The sequence below is a fragment of the Puia sp. genome (assembly GCF_035546395.1).
In the GTDB taxonomy this organism is placed as follows: domain Bacteria; phylum Bacteroidota; class Bacteroidia; order Chitinophagales; family Chitinophagaceae; genus Puia.
Genome location: NZ_DASZXR010000014.1, coordinates 365,222 through 387,990 on the forward strand (window position 1 = coordinate 365,222; position 22,769 = coordinate 387,990).

Genomic DNA, 22,769 nt, shown 5'->3' on the forward strand with positions numbered 1-22,769 from the left:
TTTAACCGGTTTAGTTTGGCGACGGGTTACCATTTGTCTACATCTTCAGCGGTAGGAGCCGGAGAAGAGTGAGAAGAGCTGGGGCGAACGTCGTCTTCGATAGAGTTTTCGATGCCGTCTTCAACATTCGACTCCTGGTAGTTGCTTTCGCCGTTATAGTTGCCTTCGCCGTTCTGTTGGTCGTCGTGGTTGTACGCGTCGAAGTCGAAATCCGGCATCAGATCGGTCTTGACGTAGTCGATCGCTTCCGTCAGCGCCTTCAGGAACTTGTTAAAGTCTTCCTTGTAGAGGAAGATCTTGTGCCTGTCGTAGCCATCCTCGTTGAATTTCTTCCGGCTTTCGGTGATTGTCAGATAGTAGTCGTTACTACGGGTTGCCCTCACGTCGAAGAAATACGTCCTGCGCTTGCCAGCACGAATCCTCTTGCTGTAGACGCTTTCCATTCGTTTGTCGTTGTTTTCGTACGCCACAATAATTTTGTTTTAATTTCTAATTAAGCAGTCACAAATATAGGATTGTTTTCGAATTAGCAAAATTTGGCTAAAGAATAATAGCACCTAATTACGACAGCCGGCGACGCCAGGTTTCGGGGCATTTATCCGATCTGTATCAATATCGTACACAGGTCCTGGTTCGTTACGAGGAGGCAGGGGCGTTCTCTGCCTGTTGCTGCTCATACAGGTAGGTGTAATAGCCGTTGAGGGCTAGCAGCTGTTGATGGGTGCCGGTCTCCACGATCCGGCCGTCTTCCAGCACGACGATGCGATCGAAGTCAAAGAGGGAGAAGATGCGGTGGGTGATGATGATAGCCGTTTTTTGCTTAAGATATTGATATAAATTACCAAGTATTTCCTTTTCAGTCTTAGCATCGACAGCCGACAGGCAGTCGTCGAAGACGATGATCTCCGGATCTTTGATCAGCCCCCGGGCGATGGAGATGCGTTGTTTCTGGCCGCCGCTAAGGGTGACGCCGCGTTCGCCGATCAGGGTCTTGTAACCGTCGGCGAAGCCGTCGATCTCCTTGTCGACGCTCGCATAGCGTGCGGCTGTCCGGACCTTTTCTTCGTCGCCTTTATCGAGGCCGAACTGGATATTGCCGGTGACGGTGTCGCTGAAGAGGAAGACGTCCTGGGGGACGTAGCTGATCTGGCGGCGCAGATCCTGCAGGTCCAGCTGGCGGATATCCGTGCCGTCGATGAGAATGCGTCCTTTTTCGGGGTCGTACATGCGGAGCAGAAGCTGGGCGATCGTCGTTTTGCCACTGCCTGTGCGCCCGATAATGACCACCTTCTCGCCTTTTTTGATCTCGAGATTAAAGTCGGCCAGTGCATGAATACCCGTATTGGGGTAGGTAAAATCCACCCCCTGGAAGGTGATGTTTCCTTGTAGGGGCATTGTGACAGCGCCGGGGGTGTTCCGGATGGCGGGGACGGTATCGAGGAATTCGTTGAGCCGTTTTTGGGAAGCCGAGGCCCGTTGAACCATGCTGGCGACCCAGCCGATGGCGCTGACGGGGAAGGTCAGCATGGTGATATAGATAACGAACTCGGTGATGGTGCCGATGTCGGTGTTGTGCTGGCCATGGATGACATAGAGGCCGCCCATCATGATGGCCAGCAGGGTGCTCAGGCCGATCATCAGGCCCATGGCGGGGAAGTAGATGGCCTCCACTTTGGCCAGGTTGACGGCATTCTTGCGATATTCTTCGCTGTTGTGGCTGAAGAAGCGGAGCATCGCATTTTCCTGCACGAAAGATTTGATGACGCGGATGCCGCTATAGGATTCCTGTGCGTTGGTGGTGAGGTTGCTGAGTAGGGCCTGGATATGCTCGCTTTTCTTGTGGATGATGGTGTTGACCATATAGATGGTGATAGCCAGGATCGGCAGCGGGGTGAGCACGTAGAGGCTGAGAAGGGCGTCCTTGCGGAGCATGAAGAAGAGGCTGAAACCGATCGTCACCAGCAGGTTGGCGAGGTACATGATGGCCGGACCGGTGAACATCCGTACGCGGCTGACGTCTTCCGCCATGCGGCTCATAAGATCGCCGGTGGAGTGGGTCTTGTAGAAGTTCATGTCGAGCTGCTGATAGTGCGCATAGATCTCATTCTTCTGGTCGAACTCGATATGGCGGCTCATGACGATGATGGTCTGGCGCATCAGGAACAGGAATCCGCCGCTGATGAGGGCCAGCACGAGCAGGGTGATGCCGCAGAGGACGACCTTTCCGCCGAAGGTGGCGTGGCGGGCGTCCATCGTCCGGATGAATTTCCTGACCAGGATGTCATAGTTGGCGGTGTCGCGGGCGGCAGTGCGGACCGTCTTTGCGGCTTCCTGCGCGGAGGCAGCTGCAGGCGGGGTGCTTTGCGGTGCCGTATTTGTTGCGCCGGGATTTTGCAGCGGCGTGTTGGTGGCTGCGCTCGTGCCTTGTTCCGGCCGGCTGCCGTGTCCCTTCAGTTCGCTTTCGACCGCGTTGACGACATAGCCCGTCACCTGCGGCGTCAGGATGCGGAAATAGTTGGACAGGATGATAAAGAGGAGGCCCAGCAGAAAGCGCCAGCGATATTTCCAGAAGTATTTGTTTACAGCCTTTAGATGCTTCAAGCCCAAAATTTGGGTACAAATTTACGAAATCTGCGCCAGATGGGCTTACCGCTCCCCTACCCCCGCGGGCCGTTTAAAAATATTTGGCCGGTAGCGCTGAGCGCCTAATTTTGCGCCCGGAGAGATGGCAGAGCGGTCGATTGCGGCGGTCTTGAAAACCGTTGAGGGTAACACCTCCGGGGGTTCGAATCCCTCTCTCTCCGCAAACCTCCATTCTTGCACCCGCAGCCCTAGCTGCGGGTTTTTTGTTTGGAGCAGGTGGGACGAGCTTGCTCGGACCAGATGCGGAGAACAAAAAACGAAGGCGGCGATAGCCGCCTGAAGGCGCAAGAATGGGGTTTAAGCCCCCACCCCAGGGATCAGCGAAGTTAATCCCTCTCCCTCCACAAACACTTCGCAAAATCAGTCCAATGCCCGCCGAAACGGGAATGGGAGGCTTTTCATTTTTACCCATCATCAGAAAAACTCAAAAAAGGGTCGTACTTGGAATGAACCAACTCCACCATCGATCAATCCGTCAATGGTGGTGAATCCAGCGGAAGATCCCTACCAGCATCGCCGCATAGAAGTAAAGCGCATACAGAATACAAAATGCGACCAGGACTCGGAAGGAATTCGTTTGCTTTTCCTTCATCCTTATTCGCTTCCTTATGTTTTCGGAGTTATTCATTTTCCGCCCTTTACAACAGAATAAACAAACCCAGGACCATTGTCTCGATAAATTTGCAATAGGTTGAAATTCAACAAATACAAAAGTCTAATCCGTAGGTAGTCTGCACTTTTTTGAAAGGATTTTGTCAAAATAGAACGAATGCTATTCGCAATCATACCTGAACCATAAAAACTACAGCCGGTTGTTGAAATACAACTACAAATCGCTGAATAACAACGACGAGTAATTGTCTTATCAATGAGTTGGGCATTGGATTGGAATATCTTTGTTGCGTCTAAACAACAATATAACTATGTCGAATGCCAAGACCATTGGCGCCAAAATTGCCAAAGCAAGAAAGAAAATAAACCTATCGCAAGCCCAACTGGCTCAACGTTTATTCATTAGCGCCCAGGCGGTCGGAAAATGGGAGCGAGGAGAATCGATGCCCGACATCGCTACCTTTAACCGTCTCGCGGAAATCCTGGGCGTCGACCTCAATTATTTTTCAGAAGACTTCCCATCAGAAGCCAGTGAGATAGCGCCTGCCAATCCTCTGGCTAAAGCCTCGGATGACGCGCTATCCGGCAAACAGGTGAAAAAGCCCGGTTGGGATATGTCGAACGGCAACTGGGTCGAGGCCGACTTCTCCGGACTAAAAAACCTGCAAGAAAAATTCAGTTCTTCTAACATGCAGCGCTGCCTTTTTGTCGGCTCAGAGTTGTCCGGGCTTCTTCTCAAAAGCAATAATGTCGACAACTGCGACTTTTCCGATTCCGACATCAGCCTCAGCCACATTCAGAAATCTCATTTAGCCAACAATTTATTTAAGGATTGCTCCCTTAGAGAGGCTGAATTTTCGGGAAGCTATATCATGGGTTGTGATTTCTCCGGCGCCGATTTCACCGGAGCGTCATTTAGATCCGGTGGCTTCGAGAAGAACCAAATTGTCAATGCGGTGTGGAATCGAACCTCTTTTAATGATATGTACATTGCCGACATAGTTTTCGCCGGGACATTGGAAGACTGCTATTTTGAAAACTGCGCATTTGCCAGGCTCACCTTCCAGAACGCTGCGATTACAAATACTTTTTTTAAAGGTAAAAGTCTGAAGCGGATCCGCTTCATTGAATGTAAAATGGACAAGTTAACTCATGCATTTTTAAAAAGCGGGAATGCGGATCTATCCGGTGTCACATTGTTAACATCCTAAAGAAAAAATAAGTATGCCACAAAATGAAATTGCCATCTCGGTAAAAGGGTTGAAAAAATCCTATAAGAACATCCCTGTATTGGCAGAAGTAGATCTTGAAGTAAAAACAGGTAGTATTTTCGCCCTTCTCGGCTCCAACGGTTCGGGTAAGACAACGATTGTCAAGATTCTCACCACCCTGCTCGAACCCAACCGGATCAAAATATCGTTCTCATCGGCCTTCGCATATTCGACAAAAACATCGAAATAGTCGTCGTTGTCAAAGATCCCGGTGTCGATCAGCTCGAACTCCGGTTGGTGTCGCGTTCGTTTTTTGTTCTCTTCCACCAGCCGGGCATAGGGATATTCGTGGTGCGGATATTTGTAGAGGGCTTTCATATAAGAGTGGGTAGGCGTGGAATCGAGGTAATAGTACAGTTCCTTCACGTCCTCGCCGTGATTGCCTTCGCTGTTGGTCAAGCCAAAATAACGTTCCTTTATCAAGGGGTCTTTTTTATTCCAGAGGGCGGGGGCAAAGCATACCAGCTGCCGGTCATCGCAGATGCCGGCGATGCCCTCTTCGCCCCATCGATAGGCTTTGCTGCGGGCCATGTCGTGCGAAATATATCCCCAGGCGTCGCCATGGGCGCTATAGTCCTCTCTTACCGTGCCCCATTGGCGGTCGCTGAGATAGGGTCCCCATTTCTTCCAATTGCCATGCTCCAGCCTCTTCTGTTCTGCATTCATAAAACGTACTTTTATCACCAGGATTTACAAAGGGTTATATTGCCGACGTTGTGGCCATAGAGGCCTTTCATGTAGGCGGTGGTCGGTTTCTGGGTATAGGCAATGCTTACCGTTCCGACGGACAGGGCGCAGCCGTAATCGTCTTCCCAAATGAGACGGTTGATGTCATGATAAGAAGCCTTCTCCACGACCGGTCCTGTCTTTGACAGGGAGTGCTCATAAAAGACCGGCTTTCCCGAGAACATACTCCCCTCGAGCAGGGCGTCATAGGCAACGGCCTGTGCCTGCGGCTTCATAAAGAGATAGAATTGGGTCTTTCTGTGCTTATGACCGGTGACCGGGCGCAGCGTGAATAGACCTTCGAACCAGGGATTCATGATCCCGAGGCGGACGTATTGATATACCGTCAACTTATCCATCAGCGCCCCGGCGTCGACCCGGGCGCCGCCGATCAATTCGAGAAAATCACCAGCGCCCCCTTCCTGCTTTTCCGCCGTAAAGGCGGCGTTCACGAGCGGAGTATTCCCGAACTGGTTGGACCAGCCCGTCGGCACAGTATAGTGGATGAGCCGGTGTACGGCGCGTTGGGTCGCGCCGGCAAGTGATGCGGGCCCCATGACCCCGACGAGGCATTCGGATTGGAAGGAGAATTTGTGTTCTGGGTTGTAGGAGTAGAGGGAGTGAGCGGCAAAGAGGGCGCCGGACCAGGGATAGTCATCCGGTTGAAAGTTGGGATCGCTGATATTATTCGGGGTGACCATCACCTGCATGAGCGACCAGGAATAGATATCCGTATGTCCTTTGCCGGCCTTTGGCATGATCCTGTCCAGAAACCAACCGGAGGGATGCTGTTTCGTGTAGAAATAATCGATCCGTTGACCGCTGGTATAGGCGCGGTCGGTTCCTTTACCCTGGAGATTGAGATAGTCGTCATCCCAGTACAGGTTGAGTGCGTGGGTGGGGACGGTCTGCTGCGAGAACCCGGGCATTTTTCCGATGAGGCAGGTGAGAAGCATTAAAAAGAGTAGCCGTATTTTCATTTTGTCTGTTTTTTAAAATGAGTTACGGCAAGCAAGCGTGGGAAGGGCGGGATACGGCGGGTTTACCGGGCGGTCGACCCCGAGGAAAATTTGCTGATCAGCAGTCCGACGAGCATGACGGTGTAGAACTGGCCGGCAATTCCCAAAAAGGCGGTCAGCAATTTGGTAACGTGCATGTTCGGCTGGATATCGCCGGATCCGATACAGGTGAAGTTCAGGCTGCAGAAATAGATGAAGTCGAAATAGGTAGCCGGCATGCTCGTCGTGCTGACTCCTTTGAAGGAATGGGCGTCGAGGCAATAGATCGACATCATCGCGAATACGCTGACCTCCAAGAGCAAGAAATATCCGCAGGCCGCAGCGACGATGATATCGATGTTTATGTAGCTGGGTTTGAGCAGGAAGTGCAGCACTTCCAGGAAGATGTAGGAAAAGAATAGCACGTAGGTGAGCCCAAGCAAGGGATAAAAGATGCCTACATGATGAACAAAGGGCATGATGATGCTCAGGCAAAGCACGACGATGAAGAGCGTGTGTAAGGTTAGATTTTTCAACCGCCCCTTTTCGATGAAAATGCCGATGCTGGAGGTGCCCAAAAGAATAAAATTGACGGCCCAGAGCAATTCCGAATAGGAGGTGATGCGAATGAAGAAGATGCCGATGAACAGGTGTTGTACCAGGGCAGCGAGCAGGATCTCATATTTTCTGCGATGTAAGAACCGGGCTATCGGGTGATGCATATTTTGTTTTATGAAATTTTTGAATTCGGGGTTCCCCGATCGGGCCGGATGATGAGCCGGAGGGTCGGGTCGTTGGTGACTAAACTCCAGAACCAATTGCAGCATAGCTTTAGCTTGTTTCCAAAACCCGCGATCGGGATGATGTGAACGACCAGCCAAAGAAGCCAGGCCGGGAGGCCTTTGAAGGAGCCGAAGGGGAGGTCCGCTACGGCTTTGTATTTCGAGATGATGGCCATGCTTCCCTTTTCTTTGTATTCGAAGGGCATCGGCCATTTGCCCATTTGGCAGCGCTTAAAATTACCGGCCAGGCGCCGCGCCTGTTGGATGGCCACCGCCACCACCTGGGGATGTCCTTTTGGATATTTAGGGTCGGCGGTCTGGATGCATTGATCGCCGATGGCATAGATATTCTGGGCGCCGATGACCTTGTTGTAACAATTCACGGCGATGCGCCCGCCGTCACAAAGCGAAACGATCCCTAAGCCGGGCGTTTCTGCCGCCGAAACCCCTGCGGCCCAGATAAAGTTCTCCGTAGCGATCGTTTTGCCGTTGGAAAGCCGGACGAGCCCGTCGGAATAGTCGGTAACCGCCGCGTTGAACGACACCTTTACCCCCAGTTCTGCCAGAACGCCCAGCGACTCCTGCTGCGCTTTTGGGCTCATTGGCCGCAGCAGGACGCCACCGGAGGTGACCAGGTGAAGGTCAGCGGTGGTGTTTTTGAGTTCCGGATATTCTTTGGCGAGGATGTTCCGTTTCATTTCGGCCAGCATGCCGGCGATCTCGACGCCGGTGGGTCCGCCTCCCGAGATGACGACCGTCAAGAGCCGCTCGCGTTCCTGCGGATCGGTGGTCCGGGATGCTTTTTCCATGTTCAGCAACAGGTGGTTGCGAAACCGCAACGCGTCGTCGAGCGTTTTCATCGGCATTGCCTGCTTCTCTATGTTCCCGTTGCCGAAAAAATTGGTTTTGGCGCCCATTGCGAACACGAGGTGATCGTAGGAGATGAGCCCGGCGGAGGTGACGATGAACTTGCCTTCGGGGACGACCTGTTTCAATTCGCCGAGGACGAACCGGAGGTTTTTCCGGCGTTTGAACATCCGGCGGAAGGGATAGCTGATATTGGAGGCATCCACAAACCCGGTGGCCACCTGGTACAACAGGGGCGAAAAAAGATGGTAATTGTTCCGGTCCACGAGCGTGACCCGGGCGAAATCGTTTTTGCTGAGTTCATTGGCCAGGGTGAGGCCTGCAAAGCCTCCGCCGACGATGACTATTTTTATGATTTTTTCCTGGTGCATGGTAGGATCGATTATTGACCGGTGAGGTAATTGAGATCGGCGACCGCGAGGCGATAGGACAGTTGTGCCGCATACAGATCCGATTCAGATCTTGCCAGCTGTGACCGGGCGCTCAGAAATTCCTGTTTCAATACGAGACCGGCCGCCTGTTTATCCACCAGGGTTTTCATTTCCTGCCGGCGGAATGCCGCGGCCTTTTGCGCGACGGTGATCAGGGCCAGGGACTCCTGGACCTTGCGGTAGGCCTTTTCGACATCGGCCGTCAGTTGTTGCCGTGTGCCGACGATATTTTCATCCGCCTGCCGGGCCTGCGCCACGCGCTGCTTTTCGATGGCCTTATTCGAAAAGAGGTCCTGCAAATTCCATTTCAGGCTCAGGCCTACGTACGGATTGTTGGTAGGGAGGATGGAATTCCCGGATTGATACATGTAGCCGCCCACCACACCCAGGTCGGGCAGGTTGGCCTGTTTTGCCGCCTTGATGCCGAGCAGGGCCTTCGATTTGGTGATGTTGGCCATTTGCAGGTCGGTATTTCCGGTCATTGCGGCGTTGAGATAGGCCTGGGCGGGGTCGACGGTATAGGGCAGCGGTTCGGCTTCTGCGAGATCCAGCGAGTCGGCGCCGATGCCGGTGAGATTGATGAGATCAGAGACATAGTCCCCCAGCTGGATCTGGAGCTTCAGGATGTTCTGTTCCTGGTCCGCCACATCCGCCTGCAGACCCGAGCGATTGGCCTGGATGGATTTTCCGGCGAGCAAGGCCGACTCGACATCGTCGAGCTGGGTTCTTGCCAGTTCGAGCTTTGCCTGCGCCTCTTCCATTTTCTTGCGGGCAATGAGGGCGCCGTAATACAGCTTTTCGACACCCAGCCGCACCTGCAGGGACGCTTTTTGCTTTTCTTTTTCGGCCAGCGCCCTGTCCTGCTTATCGGCTTCGATCCCCGTGTTGATCTTGAGCTGTTGGGTGATCGGCTGATAAACGCTTACCCCGGCCAGGTAGGTGTTGTACTTCCCCACTTTGAAGGTCTTGTCCGTGTTGGGCAGCAACACATTGTTGCCCGGGCTGAGGGGAATGTCCCCGATGGTGCCGGCGGGAATCGTGATCCTGTCGAGGACGAAATTGTGGAGGTAATTGCCATTGACCGTAACAGATGGATATTTTTTTATCTTATCCTCGTCTACCCGGGCGGATCTTTCTTTTATCTGCCAGTCCTTCGCGGCGAGGGTGTGACTGTTCTTGAGCGCCGAATCCGTCAGCTGTTGGAGGGAATAGGCCGGGCGCTCCTGCGCTCGCAGCGCCTGGCCCCAACAAAGGAGCAGGAACGAGAGGACCAATAATCGGGTGATAGGCTTATGCTTCATGTTGATGGGGAGTTTTGGCGGTTGCTACAACCATTTTATCTTCAGGTTTTATCCAATTGACATAGAGTACCGGCACCGACAGCAGCGCCGTCAGCATGCTCCAGACGACCCCGAAGGCCAGTACGCTGGCAAGGGGGGCCCACATCGGGGAGCCGGAGATGATCATTGGGAGGACGCCGATGGCCGCGGCCATGGCGGTGAGGAAAATAGGCCGGAGCCTTCTTTTTCCCGATTCGATCGCGGCGGTCTTGATATCCATGCCCTGAGCGATCAGCAGGTTGGTATGATCAACCAGGATGATCGCGTTGCGGACGACGATCCCCGACAGGGAGATGAGCCCGATGAAAGCGGTGAAGCTGAAGTTGTTGCCGGTGAGATAGAGACCGGAGATGGCCCCGAACAGGCTCAGCGGGATGGTCAGCATGACGATGCTGGTCTCCTTTAAATTCTTGAACTGGAACAGGAGGATAAAGAAGATCAGGACCAGGCTGACGGCCAACACGGCGATCATTTGGGAGAAGGTCTCGTTCTTATTGTAGTCTTCGCCGCCGTATTCGATGCGATAGCCGGCCGGCAGGGCCAGTTTGGCAATGTCGGGTTGGATCGCCGACAGCAGCTCGGCGGGCAGGACCCCGTCGGCGACTTCGCTTTGCACGGTGAGCGTTCGGACCCCATTGCGGTGTTTGATCTTGCCTACGTTCCATTCGGGCTGGATGTCGGCGATCTGCCGGAGCGGGACATCCGCCCCGGTCACGGGAGACCGGAGATAGACCCTTTGCAGATCGTCCGAGCTCTGGCGGTTGGCCTTGTCGAGCCGTAATACGATGCCCACCGGGCTGTTGCCTTCGTAGATGGTGGAGATGTCCGCACCGCTGAAGCCGGTATAGACGTATTGGGAGATACTGGCCGTGGTGAACCCGAGGCGATTGGCCTCCTCTTTCAGCCGGATACCGATGCCGTAATAGTCTTCGCCGAAGTCGCTGCGGACGAAACGGCTTCCCTTGCTCTTTTTGACGATCTGCGAGACTTCGGCCGCCAGTCGCTTCAATATGGAGATATCATCGCCGATGATGCGGACCTCCACGGGGGCCTTCAACGGCGATCCCTGTTGCATGAGCTTCATATAGGTATTGCCGCCGGGAATCACCGAGTCCACCTTTTTGCCGAGTTCCCTGGCCAGCTCTTCGGCGGACCGGTCGGTGGTGGTATTGACGACGATCTGCGCATAGTTGGTGGTGGGAAACTCCGGTTCGAAATTGTAATAGAAGCGGGGCGCCGATCTACCGGTGAGCGTAGCATAGGAGACCACCCGTTTGTCATCTTTGATCAAGGCCTCCGCCTTGCGGATCGCTTCGTTGGTGGTTTCGAGCTTGGTCCCGGTGGGCATCCACAGTTCGATGGCGAACTGGTTGCGTTCGGCTGCGGGAAAGAACAACTGCCGGATGCTCGTGGAGAACAGGAGGAAGGCGCAACCGATCGAGGCAAGGCTCGAGGTGATCGTGATGCGGGGGTGTTTTACGCACCAATCGAGAAGGCGGTTATACCCTTCCTGCATCAAATCGAGCACCGATCTTTTCTTTTTCTTTCCGGGACGGCCCTTTTGGCCTTCTGCCACCTGTTCATGCAGTCCTTTGTGGATGAAAGTATAACACAGCAGAGGAGTCAGCACCATGGCCACGAAGAAGCTGGATGCCAGGGCGATGGCCACGGTGATGGGGAGGGCGAAGATGAATTCGCCGACCGTGCCGTTCAACAGGACCATGGGCATAAAGGAGGCGATGATGGTGATGGTAGCTGCCAGCACAGGGACGACCAGGTCGCTGGCGCTTCGCCAGGCGGCGGTGGCGCGGGGGACTCCCTCGTCGAGCAGCTCGACATAATTATCGGCGATGACGATCGCGTCGTCGACCACCATTCCCAGGACGAGGATCAGGGCGGCCAGCGAAACCTGGTGGAGTTCGATCCCCAGGGCGTGCATGACCCCGAAGGTTACGGCAACCGTCATGGGGATGGCCATGGCTGCCACGGCGGCGATGCGTAAGGGGAGCAGGAGAATGACGACGATGATCACGGAGGCGATCGCCAGGAAGAACTCACGGATAAAATGCCCTACATTTTCTTCCACGAGGCGAGGCTGGTTGACGATGGTCACGAGTTTTACGTGGGAAGGCAGGAGTTGTTTGACCTCTTCGATCTTCTCTTCGACGGCCTTGCCGAATTTTACAATATTGTTGCCTTCGTGCATCTGGATCGACAGCAACATCGCTTTTTTGCCGTCCGCGGTAATCAGTGTCGTGGGCTCTTCGTACCCGCGGGTGAAGTTGGCCACGTCGCCCAATTTCACCACTTCCCCGGTCCTGGAGGTGCCGACGATCTGGTTGGCGAGGTCGTTCTCCGTATTGTAATAGCCGTTGGTATATAGGGGAGTCTTGCTGACGGCGGTTTTCACCTCACCGGTCGCATTGATGCTGTTCTCGGATTGGAGCAGGTTGACGATCTGCTGCATGCCGATGCCGTATTGCGAGAGCTTTTCGGAGCGGGACGAAACGACGATCTGTTGTTTTTGCTCGCCAATGCGTTTGACCTTGGAGGCTTCGGGCAGCCGGCGGATATTGTCCTCCAGTCTTTCGGTGTAGGTCTTCAGTTCTTCATAGCTGGCGCTGTCGCTTTCCAGTGCGATCACCATGGCTTCGGTGTCCCCGAAGTCGGAATCGACGATGGGTCCCTGAACGCCTGCGGGCAGGTCGAGCTGTTTGGAAATGAGTAATTGGTGCCGGAGCTTGTTCCAGAAAATATCGGGCTGTTTTACTTTTTCGGTGAGCTCGACATTGATGACCACAACGCCGTCTTTGGAGGTGGAGTACGTCTTGGCCTTATGCACTTCCTCGTACTGGAACAGGTATTGTTCCAGTTTTTTGGTCACCTGGTCTTCCACCTGGGCCGAATTCGCGCCGGGAAAGAAGGCGATGACCAGGCCCTGCCGGATGGTGATCTTCGGGTCTTCCCGCCGGGGCATGTTCAGCAGGGAATCCACGCCGATGGCGAAAAGCAGCAACAGGACCGATAGTGTCACGTGCTTGTATTTCAGAGATGCTTTTATAATGCTCATGACGGAGTTATTTTAGGGTGATTGAGGCGCCATCGGTCAATTTGTTCTGCCCCTGTTCCACGACGAGTTCGCCTGCGGACAAACCGGCCGTCACCTGGACCTTGTTGTCCATCATCTTTCCGATGCCCACCTTGCGCAGGAAGGCTTTGTTCTGCACCGGGTCTGCCACGTAAACGTATTGTTGGTTGTCGAGGCCGTTGATGATCGCTTCGGTGGGGACCATCGTCATTTGGGCGCTGTTATTGGTCACGATGGTGGCTTCGGCGATCATGCCGGGGCGGATCAGCTGTTCGCGGTTGACGATCTCGATCTTGATGGTAAAGGCCCGCGATGTTTCGTCGGCGGCGGCGCCGATCTCGGTCACCTGGCCGGTGAAGGTTTTGTTGAGGGCGGAAATCAGCACGGTGGCCTGCTGACCGGTCTTGATGAGATGGAGTTCCTCTTCGGGGATATAGGCCAGGACCTTGACTTTCCGGATGTCCGCGATGACGAATTGCGGTACGCCCACGCCGACGATCTCGCCGACCTCGGCCGACTTTTTTATCAGCACGCCGTCGATGGGTGACCAGAGCTTGGTATCGGCGAGATTCTTTTGCTGTAACTGCTGCTGCAGCTTTGCCTGTTGGAGGGCGTAATCGATCTTTGTGAATTCGCTTTCGCTGAGGCTGTTCCTGTCGTGCAGGATCTTCAGGCGACCGTACTCGTCGGTGGTCGTCCCGAGCTGTACATCCGCGAGTTGCCTGGCGATGAGATAATTGGTGGGCTCGAGGCTTGCCACCAATTGGCTGTGATAGACCGATTCACCTTCTTTTCCGAAGATGTAATTGATCTTGCCGCCGACGAGGAAGGACAGTTTTACGGTGGTGTTTCCCTCAACGTTGCCGCTGACGCGCACCTCGTTGGTGATTGTGGAGGGTTGTACCCGTTCGACTTTGACGGGTATGCCTGACGCCCGGCCTTCAGTTGATGCTGTGGGCCGGCCCTTACAACCGGCGATGAGCAGGAGAAGGGAGAGGGGGAATGGGAGTAATTTTTGCTGTGTCATATTTGGTTATTATTCGGTGAAATAGTGTTCCTCGATCTGGAATTTTTTGATACCGAGGAAGTGGAGCCGATCGCCTGCTTTTTGTACGAACTCTTCGGAACCGGACACGATGAACTGCATTTCCTGCATGGTGTTTGCGTTCAGGACCGCTTCGAGATCCTGTTGACAAAATTCTGCCTGGCCGACGGGTTCTTTTGTCCGGGGCAATACGAAAAGCTGGGTCGGAAAATGGCGTTGCAAAATGTCGAGCTCCCGATGGAAGGCGTTTGGCGTCGACGAGGAGAGATGCAGCAGGGTAACGTGTTTGTATCCGGGCAGTGCCAGGCAGTCTTTTATTTTTGGGAAGGCCGTTGCCAGTCCGTCGTCGTCTGCCAGGAAAACATAGTGCCGGTTTGTTTCGGAGGTAAACTCTTGCATGTGTAAAAAATTACGATGCAAAAGAAGCAAGGAATCGCGGGAGTATTTTTAATGTATGTTAAAAAATGCACGGGGCGGAAAGATTTAAAGCCCGGAAAAATATTTGTGTATACGTGAATAGGAGCTGCCCATCAGAAAACGGAATGGGCCATTTGCCGACAGTGATTTATCGTGGTACATTTCGAGGATATGTTTTGCGATGCTTTCGGGAGTAACGATGTCCTGGTCCGGCGTTTCCGTATTGTCGACTACCAGGTCGTTGACAAAGAGGTGAAAGAATTTGACGCCGGTATTCTTCAATTCCTCGAAAAAGCTGCGGGCCATTTGCATTTGAGCCAACATCAAGGTGTCCGTCAATGCGCTACGGGCATTCCCAGGGAGGCCGTCGGTGTCGACGATGGCGGTGAAGAGTCCCTCGCCTCTTTCTTTCATTGCTGTGAGAGCGAGGCGGGTGCAAATAAAATACACCGTGAGATTCTCTTCCATTGCCCGTTGCCAGTGGGCGAAGCCGATCTCGTCGGGGTGGACGCCGGCTGTGAGGTAGTCGAACGGATAGATGACGATGTCGATGCGCCCATATTCTTCCGTGATCTGGTCGGCCAGTGCCGATACGCGGTCGTAGTCCGGGAAATCGACGAGCATGGTCACCAGCCGGCCGGTGGCGCGGCCGGACAGGTACCGCTGCAGTTGCTTCAGCGGTCCCGGATGTTGTGCGGGTGCGATGACGGTACAACCTTGTTGAAGAAGGAAAGCGATGACGCCGAAGGTAGTAGGCGTGGAGCCGACGCCGACGATGGCTATTTTGCTTTTACATTGTTTGCTATTGTCTGACATAATGCGTATTAAAAGGATGAATGTGGAACGAGTGAACATGAGGGCGGTGGCCATCAGGCTTTGAGCGGTTCGCGGCTCAATCCGATGCCCATTTTCTTCATGCGGGAAAACAGCGTCGAAGGCTTCATTTGCAACAGTTCCGCGGCGCCCCCCGGGCCGCTTATCTTTCCTTTGCAAATTTTAAGCACGGAGAGAACATGGTCGCGTTCGTTCTCCTCGATCGTCTTCAACCGGTTAGGCTGGTTATGTTTTGCCGCCGATCCGCAATGGATCGAAACCCGATCGAGGCTGCATCCGGGGCAGAGGATGAGACTTCGCTCGATCACATGTTCGAGTTCGCGGATATTGCCTGGCCAGTCATGCGCCAGCAGTTGGTGCATTGCGGACGGAGCGATGTCCATGTCCGGCTTTCCCATCCTTTCCCCATAGAGCCGGACAAAATGCCGGGTGAGTGCGGGGATATCCTCCCTTCGTTCCCTGAGCGGCGGCAGGATCACGGGAAAGGCATTGAGCCGGTAGTAAAGATCGACCCTGAATCGGGCTTCCGCGACTTCCACGGCAAGATCTTTGTTGGTGGCGGCGACAACCCGCACGTCGATCGCCAGGCTTCGGTTGCAACCGATCCGTTCGATCTCCCGTTCCTGCAAGGCGCGCAGGAATTTCATCTGCATGTCGGGGGACAGTTCACCGATCTCATCCAGGACCAGTGTTCCTCCCTGCGCCTGTTCGAACTTTCCGATCCGCCGTTCGATGGCGCCTGTGAACGACCCTCGTTCGTGGCCGAACAGAACGGACTCCACGAGCGTCGGCGGGAGAGCCGCGCAATTCACCTTTATGACCGGTTTGTCCGCACGGGGAGACAACTCATGCAGCAGGGTAGCGATGCGTTCTTTGCCCGTACCGCTTTCTCCCAGCAACAGGACGGTGGTGTCAAAGGGCGCCACCATTTTTACCTGATGCAGCACTTCGGCGAATGCCGGACTTTTGCCGATCAGCCCGGACGCTGCGCCGGCTGCGATATCCAAATGGTTATTCATTGACTGGGGCTTGCGTCATTGTCTCGGTTACCGTATCATAGCTGGATACGAAGGCCTTTTTTTTGAACTCGCTGAAGTTTACACCGGCGACCTTTCTAAAAAATTTGCTGAAATGTGCGGAATCCAAAAAACCAAGGGAATGGGCCACCATTTTCATGTTGGCATCGGTGTATATCGCGAGCCTTTTTGCCTCCTGGACAACGCGCTGCTGAATATGATAGCTGGCCGGCCGGCCGGACACCGTTCTGACCGCCTCATTCAGGTAATTGGCGGTAACGGATAACTCCGCCGCGTACTCGCTTACCCCTCTTTTCGTCTTGAATTGTTTATCGAGAGACTGGGCAAATTGGTGAAAGAGGCGCATTTTCGGACTGGATGGCGTCTCTTGCGTAGTGTGCCTGGCCGATCTTTTCAGCTGAACGAGAATCCGCTTGAACAACCCGGATACGCTCTCTAACTGTAGAATATCGGGGGTCTGCAATTCACTCCTTATGTCGCGACAAAGATTTTCGAGCAGAGCAAAGCCGGGCCCCATTTCAATGACGTTGACCATTTTCATCGCCGCTTCCGTTTCGGCGATGAAGGCGCAGCCCGAGCCCTGTAAGGCAAAATTCAGGAAAGTCGCATCGAATGACAGGATAGCGCCGCTGACAGGTCCCTTCGGTATAAACCGAAAGTAGCGATCGGGGGGGATCAGGCAAGCGGTGTTATCGCTGATCCGGTAATTTTCGAGGTCGATGCGGCAGTAGGCGGTACCTTTTGACAAGAGAACGATTTGATGATAGGGGCGATTAGCGGGTCCGGAAGTTCCGTTGCCTGCGAATACCTCCGGTTTAAGGTCATCGAGAAAAAGGGAGAAGTGTACGTCGGAAGGCGGTTGATCACGCTTTATGATCGTGTTCATAACTGATTTATTTAATGTTTAAGAATGTTTCATTTTGCCCGGCAATACAACCGCTTTCAGTCCCGTGCCCGTCAACTCGTGAAATACTGCTCCTGCATCTGCCAGTCCTGGATGCCCAGCAAACGCAATACCCCGCTTGCCCGGGCGACAAAGTTCTCCATGCCCGAAAGAATGAATTCCATTCGCTGCATCGTATTGGCATTTAGGATGGCTTCGATATCTTCATTCCTGAATTCCCGGAAACCCGGCCGATCCTTGTAGCAATAAAGCACGAACAGCTGGGTCGGGAAGTGATTTTGCAAGATCCCCAGTTCGGGGTGGAAGGCCTGAGGGTCGGATGAAGAATAATACACCAGGGTAACGTGCTTGTAACCCGGCTGCGCCAGTCGTTCTTTCAATTTTGGGAATACGGAGGCCAGCCCGATATCATCCGCGAGGAATACATGATGAATATTGGTCTCAGAGGTAAACTCTAGCATAGTAGGAGATTTACCTGCAAAAGAAAACAGTAACCAGGGAAGGATTTTTAATCTATCTTAAAAAAGAGCGGCAACCTGCGAAAAACAGGGGAACGTGTTCAAATCTTCGACAGATCGAGCTGGTAGAGGTTGGCCAGTTCCCGTAGCTCGAAGACATTCCTGATCTTCAGTTTTTCGAATGTGCGGATCTTGTGCGTTCCGACGGTAGAAGAGTGTAGGTTCAGCGTATCCTTTATCTGCGTGGAAGAATAGCCCTTCAGAAGATATTTGGCGATCTGGAGCTCCCTGTTCGAAAGGCTTTGGAACGGGTTCTCCTGGTGAGCAGCAACCATATCATCGAGATAGCCGCGCCTTAGGTTCTCGCTCATGTAAAGTTTGTCGGTAAGAACGGTTTCGAGCGCCTTTCTGATTTCTTCGGCGCCGGATTCTTTATCCAGGTAGCCGAGGACGCCCAATTTGAAGAATCGTTTTGCGTACAGGTGCTCCTCATTCATGCTAAACACCAGGATCCTGGATTCTTCTTTATAGGCGAGGATGTTGGTGATGAGGGTAATGGCGTCCGTGTCAGGCATATTAACGTCCAACACCAGGATATCATAATCGGAGCGCTTTACAAAGTCGAATACCTGGCCACCATTGATCGCCTCATCCACCTGCATAAACGGGCAGATGTCCTTGATGATGCTCTTCAGGCCTTCCCGAACGATGACATGATCGTCCGCTATAAGCGCTCTATTGACTTTCATAAACTTCGTTTTGGATTCAATATAAAGGTACTTCAATATCCAGCAGATCCCTGTAGTAAACTATCTAGTTATCGGAGAAGTTGGAATTTTTGCGCCAGGGTGATCAGCTCGATGCTGTTGGACACTTTCAACTTCTTCATTACCCGATTCTTATGTGTGCGGACAGTAGAGGTATTCATATTCAGGATACGGGCGATCTCCGCGATCGGATACCCTTTCACGAGTTGGAGGACGACTTCGAATTCCCGGTTGCTGAGTGAGTCGAAAGAATGGATACGGGGATCGACCTTCTGATCGGCGAGATGCCGGGCCAGGGAATCGCTTATATATATTTTGCCGGCCATAATCGTGCTTAGAGCGCCAAGCACTTCGGTCTCGCCCGAGTCTTTGAGCAAATAGCCGCGGACCCCGGTCCGCAGATAGCGGCCGGCAAGGATCAATTCATTGTGGACCGTATAGATCAACACATGAACCGTTGGATATTCCTTGCGGATCCGGGTAATGAGGCGAAATGATTCCGCCTGTGGAAGATTGTTATCCAGGATCAGCAGATCGACCGGGCCAGAGCCTAATCGCTGCATCATCGAGTCTATATCGGTTGCCTCATCCATGTGGATGTGCGGGCCCAGCTTAGCGATGAGAATCCGGAGGCCGATGCGACCGATCGCATGGTCGCCTGTCAGTAGGACATAATAAGCATCTTTTTGAAGAGCAGGGGCGGTATTTGCAGATTGGCGACGCACAATAGAATAAAACGGGACCTCATGACCCCTATTTTGGCAATGATAGCGAAGAGTTGTTCTTTTTCCAATGATCCGGCGGCAATTTACCGGTGAGTCGTTGAAATTAGAAGCGTATCTACCGGCTCCTGGACGAATTACTACACGACCCTGGCGGCGGCTGGCACATCCGGGATGATAACGGTGACACTGGTGCCGGCTCCGGGCACGCTGGTGATATGGATGGTGGCGCCGATCTTCTCCGCCAGGGTATAGATGAAGCGATAACCGAAAGTAGGCGAAGACCCTTGCGGACTATCATGAAAATAAGAGTGCAGTTCCCTTATCTTTTCCGGCGTCATACCGCGCCCGGTGTCGGTGACAACGATGGCTATGCCGTTAGCTTGCTTTTCAAACGATACCGTGACCTCTCCTGCTTCCGTATATTTGATGGCGTTGTCGAGCAGGTTGCGAAGGACGATCTCCAGGATGGTCCTGTCCGTGAACAGATCCTCCACCTCCTTGCAGGCATAGCCGAGTGTGAGATTCTTTTTTGACGCAATATCTTTGTACACCGCAAACAGATCGTCGACTACGACCCGGTGGGCGAACAATGCCGGTCTTACGGCGAAACCATCCCGCTGGCTGCTATACCAGGTGAGGAACTCCTTTGTAAACTGCAGGATGGCCGTGCTGGAATTCTTCAGCTCGTGGAACAGGCGCCGGGCTTCGGCGTTGGTAAAATAGTCGGAAACGTTGATCTTATTGAAAAGCAGGGATTGAAAATAGAGGGGAGTTTTGAGGTCGTGGAGAATGATGGAGATGAGCTTTTCTTTCATCGAAATATTGTCCTGCAGTTGGCCAAGGGTCTGTTGGAGCCGGAGGTTCTGGTCATGAAGGCTGATATTCTTTTGCCGCACTTCTCTTCTCAACCGAACGATGTGAAGCGTCACGGCAATGCAGATGGCGAGGATTGCCGCAGCGGCGAGCCATTGGAATACCGGTTCTTCATAGAACATACTCCTTACGGTAACCGTCACCGTCCGGTTGACGAAATCGGTGGGGCGGAGGCCGGTGCGGGTCCTGATCGTGAGGTGGTGGACGCCATGGTCCAGGTGGTTGAACAGGATGCGGCCCTGATCGCCGACGGGCTGCCAGGCGTTTGTCGTGGGGGTCAGGCGATATTCCACCTGAAGATTGTCCTTGCCGCCGTAATAGGGAACCCGCACCTGCAACTGCATGCCGTCATTGTCATGAGGCAGGAGGATGGAATCGCGAACGGTGAATTCCTCCACCGTCCTGCCCTTTTTTGTGAGACCGATATCGCCGTAGGGGAAAAGTTCCTTTACGGAATCCTGGTGGAAGATGGTGAGGCCTCCTGTGGAATTGAACAAGAGAAATCCGTCGGGGGACATGCCATTGGAAGGATTGAGGCCGCCGTTGAATTCCAGGTCGCGCAATCCTTCCTCCTGGCCGTATTTGTAGTAATAGATATTCCTGGAATCGCCGGCACAAAACGCTTCGATCTCCTCCGGAGTGGTGACGAAGAACCCGCTGGACGTGGCCAGCCAGATCCGGCCGTGCCGGTCCTCGATCACCGAGCCAATCTCGTTCAAGGCAAGACCTGTTTCGACCGGGATCTTATAAAAATGGCCCTTTTTCCAGTAAAAGTAATAGGGTTCGTCATAACAGGTGAACAGGATGCCACCGGTGGACAATTTCGTGATATTCAATACGGGAACTTGCGGGACCTCCTGTAGGCGTTCGATCCGGTTGGTATTGCCGTTGTAAGAGAAGAGCCCGTTGGACGTGCCGAACCAGATGATTCCACTGCCGACGTACTTCATTTCCCCCAGGCCCCTGACGGTTGGAAACCCGGATGGGTTCAGGTCACGGAGGGCTCCCTCCTTGAATTCTAACAGGCTCCGGTTCGTCAGGGCGAAGAGCCGACCGTTCTCGTCGGCGCACATGTCCGCCACCCTATTGCTGGGTGGTGGGACGGCCATTGCCGTGGGGTTTGATCCGTTTGTGTCATAGCGAAAGAGCGAAAGCCGGTTGCCCTCCCAGATCAGCCCTTTTGGGTCTTTAAAGAGAAATTTTGCGCCGGTGTGTGCGAGGTCGATCACCCGGTAATAGCCCCGGCAGGTGAATTCCGCCCACCCGGTGAAAAAGGTGTCTTTTGCTTTAAGGAGTAGCGGGTAGTAGATCTGCTTTCGTTTCAGGGCCAGGAAGCGGTCGTCAAAATGGGTGGGAAAGAAGGGGTTGGGTCTCAGCAGAAAGATACCGTTGTGCAGGGTGGCGATGGCGGTAATATCCTGCCGGGGATTGTAGTCCACTTTGATGATGCGGCCGGGGATGGCGCTAAGATCGCCGACAAGGATGGTTTCCAGGTGACCCGGGTCACGAAACCGAAGGCGGTAGAGGCGTTGATGGCAGGCGATATGGGGGTTTGCCGACAGGTAAACGGTAATCGGCAGATTGGATCCGGCGGTCTGGTACAAACTATCTTTGAGGATGTCTCCGCCGAGCGTCACCGGCTCCAGGCGACCGGCGGGTTCGGTCAGCCTCGAAACCCCTTTAACGCCGAAAACAAACAGGCAGTCGTTGAGCAACAGTGCGTTCGGATGGGCGGTACTCCCGGCTGGCAACAACCAGTGGCGGCCGTGATAGAAGACGAACAGGGAGTCCCTCAGCCTAAAAATGAATGTGGAGTCGTTAAAGGCATAAAAGGTCTTGTCAGTTGAAAATTGGGTTCGAAGCGATCTTCTGTCCGCCCGGTCTGCTTTGTTGCGTCCGTTTTGCATGAAGCGGTCCCAGTCGAAATAGGCATAGCCATTGTTGAACGGCCATGCGGAAGCCGTGTTCCGGGTGCTCGCGTCCTGCGACAACTGACCGGTGCTGTCGATGCTATAACGGAAATCCTGCTCCTCGCTGAAGAAATAAAGCCGGCCGGTGGCATCCTTGAGGATCCTGGAATATTCCCAACGGGGTGCGCCGGCCGCCAGCGAGGTTTCCAGAATTCGGAGGTGCCGGCCGTCAAAGATGCGGATATTATCCTGTTCGGGACAGATCCAGAGGAGACCCTGGTTGTCAAAAGTGAGGTCCACGATATTGTCCGGAATGCGTTCGGCGGCGCCATAGTGTTGGACGATAAACCTTTCGTCGGTTGCGGATTGGCCCTTTGCTGTCATGCATCCGCTGATTACGCAGATGAGAATCCCGATAATACGGGGCCAGTTGTTGCCGGATGGGCAAAAAATGGGATTGCTCATTGCTGACGGTCGGTTATGGGTGGAACAATGAGCTAATTTACTACATATCGGGAGATCCTTCGCTATCGGAAAAGGGCAAAATCCATGGAGTCTGCCGTTCTTCGCCTGGGATCCCAGTATTCTCTTGCAAAGCTGATCTTGCCCTCTTTTACGATCAGCTGGTTGATGTAAGTATACTGGAAGTGTTTGCCGGTGGGGGTTCGAACGGTGGCGTGGTATTCGTTGAAAAATACATTAGGGTCACGGGTGGGCCAGGTATCGACATTGTAGAACCGGAGATGATTGGCTTGCGCCAGGGCCTTCCTGAGGTAGGGGACGACCTCATCCTTTCCCACCAGTATCTCCTGGCTTCCCATCAGGGGGCCGTTGGGGAAATGGAGGATAATATCATCGTGCAGCATGTCGAACCATTCCTCGGTACCTACGATCTCCATAAAACGGCTGACAAGGGAAAAGTTGGCTTTTTGAACCTGTTGTTCATCACCACTGATCGGATTGGACATAAAGGTTTCTTTTTGCAAAGAAAGCGACGGCCGGGGAGCGGATTTTTAATGTATATTAAAAATTTGCCAACGG

General features: G+C 53.5%; 19 protein-coding genes and 1 tRNA gene. 3 read left to right on the top strand and 17 right to left on the bottom strand.

Going from position 1 to position 22,769, the window contains the following annotated elements; genetic code table 11:
• Positions 1–26: 26 nt before the first annotated feature.
• Together VHE34_RS14225 and VHE34_RS14230 are read right to left on the bottom strand one after the other, a co-directional pair.
• Positions 27–470 carry a DUF3276 family protein gene (locus VHE34_RS14225; RefSeq protein WP_325589000.1) on the bottom strand — a complete coding sequence of 148 codons (444 nt, stop codon included), beginning with the start codon at positions 468–470 and terminating at the stop codon, positions 27–29.
• A gap of 166 nt (positions 471–636) precedes the next feature.
• On the bottom strand, positions 637–2,601 hold the full coding sequence (locus tag VHE34_RS14230; RefSeq protein WP_325589002.1) for an ABC transporter ATP-binding protein: 1,965 nt from the start codon (positions 2,599–2,601) through the stop codon (positions 637–639).
• Between the two features lie 118 nt (positions 2,602–2,719).
• On the opposite strand from VHE34_RS14230, the gene VHE34_RS14235 reads away from it, so the two are divergent.
• From VHE34_RS14235 to VHE34_RS31065, 3 genes are all read left to right on the top strand, one after another.
• Positions 2,720–2,804, top strand: a tRNA-Ser gene (locus VHE34_RS14235).
• A gap of 762 nt (positions 2,805–3,566) precedes the next feature.
• Positions 3,567–4,466: a helix-turn-helix domain-containing protein gene (locus VHE34_RS14240; RefSeq protein WP_325589004.1), complete on the top strand. Its 900-nt coding sequence runs from the start codon at positions 3,567–3,569 to the stop codon at positions 4,464–4,466.
• Between the two features lie 13 nt (positions 4,467–4,479).
• Positions 4,480–4,716 (top strand): ATP-binding cassette domain-containing protein, encoded by a 237-nt coding sequence (locus VHE34_RS31065; protein ID WP_349255690.1) that lies wholly within the window; start codon positions 4,480–4,482, stop codon positions 4,714–4,716.
• 490 nt (positions 4,717–5,206) lie between these two features.
• Here the strand turns inward: VHE34_RS31065 and VHE34_RS14250 are convergent, their stop codons facing one another.
• The 15 genes from VHE34_RS14250 to VHE34_RS14320 all read right to left on the bottom strand — a co-directional run bounded on the left by VHE34_RS14250 (position 5,207) and on the right by VHE34_RS14320 (position 22,696).
• Positions 5,207–6,232, bottom strand: coding sequence for a lipid A deacylase LpxR family protein (locus VHE34_RS14250; RefSeq protein WP_325589008.1), 1,026 nt, complete (start codon positions 6,230–6,232; stop codon positions 5,207–5,209).
• Positions 6,233–6,294: 62 nt separating this feature from the next.
• Positions 6,295–6,972, bottom strand: coding sequence for an ion channel (locus VHE34_RS14255; RefSeq protein WP_325589010.1), 678 nt, complete (start codon positions 6,970–6,972; stop codon positions 6,295–6,297).
• Between the two features lie 8 nt (positions 6,973–6,980).
• Positions 6,981–8,270: an NAD(P)/FAD-dependent oxidoreductase gene (locus VHE34_RS14260; protein ID WP_325589012.1), complete on the bottom strand. Its 1,290-nt coding sequence runs from the start codon at positions 8,268–8,270 to the stop codon at positions 6,981–6,983.
• An 11-nt stretch (positions 8,271–8,281) separates the two neighbouring features.
• The gene (locus VHE34_RS14265; protein WP_325589014.1) at positions 8,282–9,631 is read right to left on the bottom strand and encodes a TolC family protein; all 1,350 of its coding nucleotides are present in this window, start codon (positions 9,629–9,631) and stop codon (positions 8,282–8,284) included.
• Entirely contained in the window at positions 9,621–12,740 is a 3,120-nt protein-coding gene (locus VHE34_RS14270; RefSeq protein ID WP_325589016.1) for an efflux RND transporter permease subunit, read from the bottom strand. Before VHE34_RS14270 ends, VHE34_RS14265 begins: the two co-directional genes overlap by 11 nt.
• Positions 12,741–12,747: 7 nt before the next feature.
• The gene (locus VHE34_RS14275; RefSeq protein ID WP_325589018.1) at positions 12,748–13,785 is read right to left on the bottom strand and encodes an efflux RND transporter periplasmic adaptor subunit; all 1,038 of its coding nucleotides are present in this window, start codon (positions 13,783–13,785) and stop codon (positions 12,748–12,750) included.
• A gap of 9 nt (positions 13,786–13,794) precedes the next feature.
• Positions 13,795–14,202, bottom strand: a complete 408-nt coding sequence (locus tag VHE34_RS14280) for a hypothetical protein (RefSeq protein ID WP_325589020.1) — start codon at positions 14,200–14,202, stop codon at positions 13,795–13,797.
• An 84-nt stretch (positions 14,203–14,286) separates the two neighbouring features.
• Entirely contained in the window at positions 14,287–15,036 is a 750-nt protein-coding gene (locus VHE34_RS14285) for an SDR family oxidoreductase (protein WP_325589022.1), read from the bottom strand.
• Between the two features lie 53 nt (positions 15,037–15,089).
• Complete coding sequence (locus tag VHE34_RS14290) at positions 15,090–16,073, bottom strand: sigma-54 dependent transcriptional regulator (RefSeq protein ID WP_325589024.1); 984 nt, start codon at positions 16,071–16,073, stop codon at positions 15,090–15,092.
• A complete protein-coding gene (locus VHE34_RS14295) occupies positions 16,066–16,977 on the bottom strand; it encodes a helix-turn-helix domain-containing protein (protein ID WP_325589026.1) in 912 nt (303 codons plus the stop codon). Before VHE34_RS14295 ends, VHE34_RS14290 begins: the two co-directional genes overlap by 8 nt.
• A 71-nt stretch (positions 16,978–17,048) precedes the next feature.
• Positions 17,049–17,456, bottom strand: a complete 408-nt coding sequence (locus tag VHE34_RS14300) for a hypothetical protein (protein ID WP_325589028.1) — start codon at positions 17,454–17,456, stop codon at positions 17,049–17,051.
• Between the two features lie 98 nt (positions 17,457–17,554).
• Positions 17,555–18,202: a response regulator transcription factor gene (locus VHE34_RS14305; protein ID WP_325589030.1), complete on the bottom strand. Its 648-nt coding sequence runs from the start codon at positions 18,200–18,202 to the stop codon at positions 17,555–17,557.
• Between the two features lie 68 nt (positions 18,203–18,270).
• Positions 18,271–18,945, bottom strand: a complete 675-nt coding sequence (locus VHE34_RS14310; RefSeq protein ID WP_325589033.1) for a response regulator transcription factor — start codon at positions 18,943–18,945, stop codon at positions 18,271–18,273.
• 137 nt (positions 18,946–19,082) lie between these two features.
• Positions 19,083–22,112: a HAMP domain-containing sensor histidine kinase gene (locus tag VHE34_RS14315; protein WP_325589035.1), complete on the bottom strand. Its 3,030-nt coding sequence runs from the start codon at positions 22,110–22,112 to the stop codon at positions 19,083–19,085.
• A 143-nt stretch (positions 22,113–22,255) separates the two neighbouring features.
• A complete protein-coding gene (locus VHE34_RS14320) occupies positions 22,256–22,696 on the bottom strand; it encodes a nuclear transport factor 2 family protein (protein ID WP_325589037.1) in 441 nt (146 codons plus the stop codon).
• Positions 22,697–22,769: the final 73 nt, after the last annotated feature.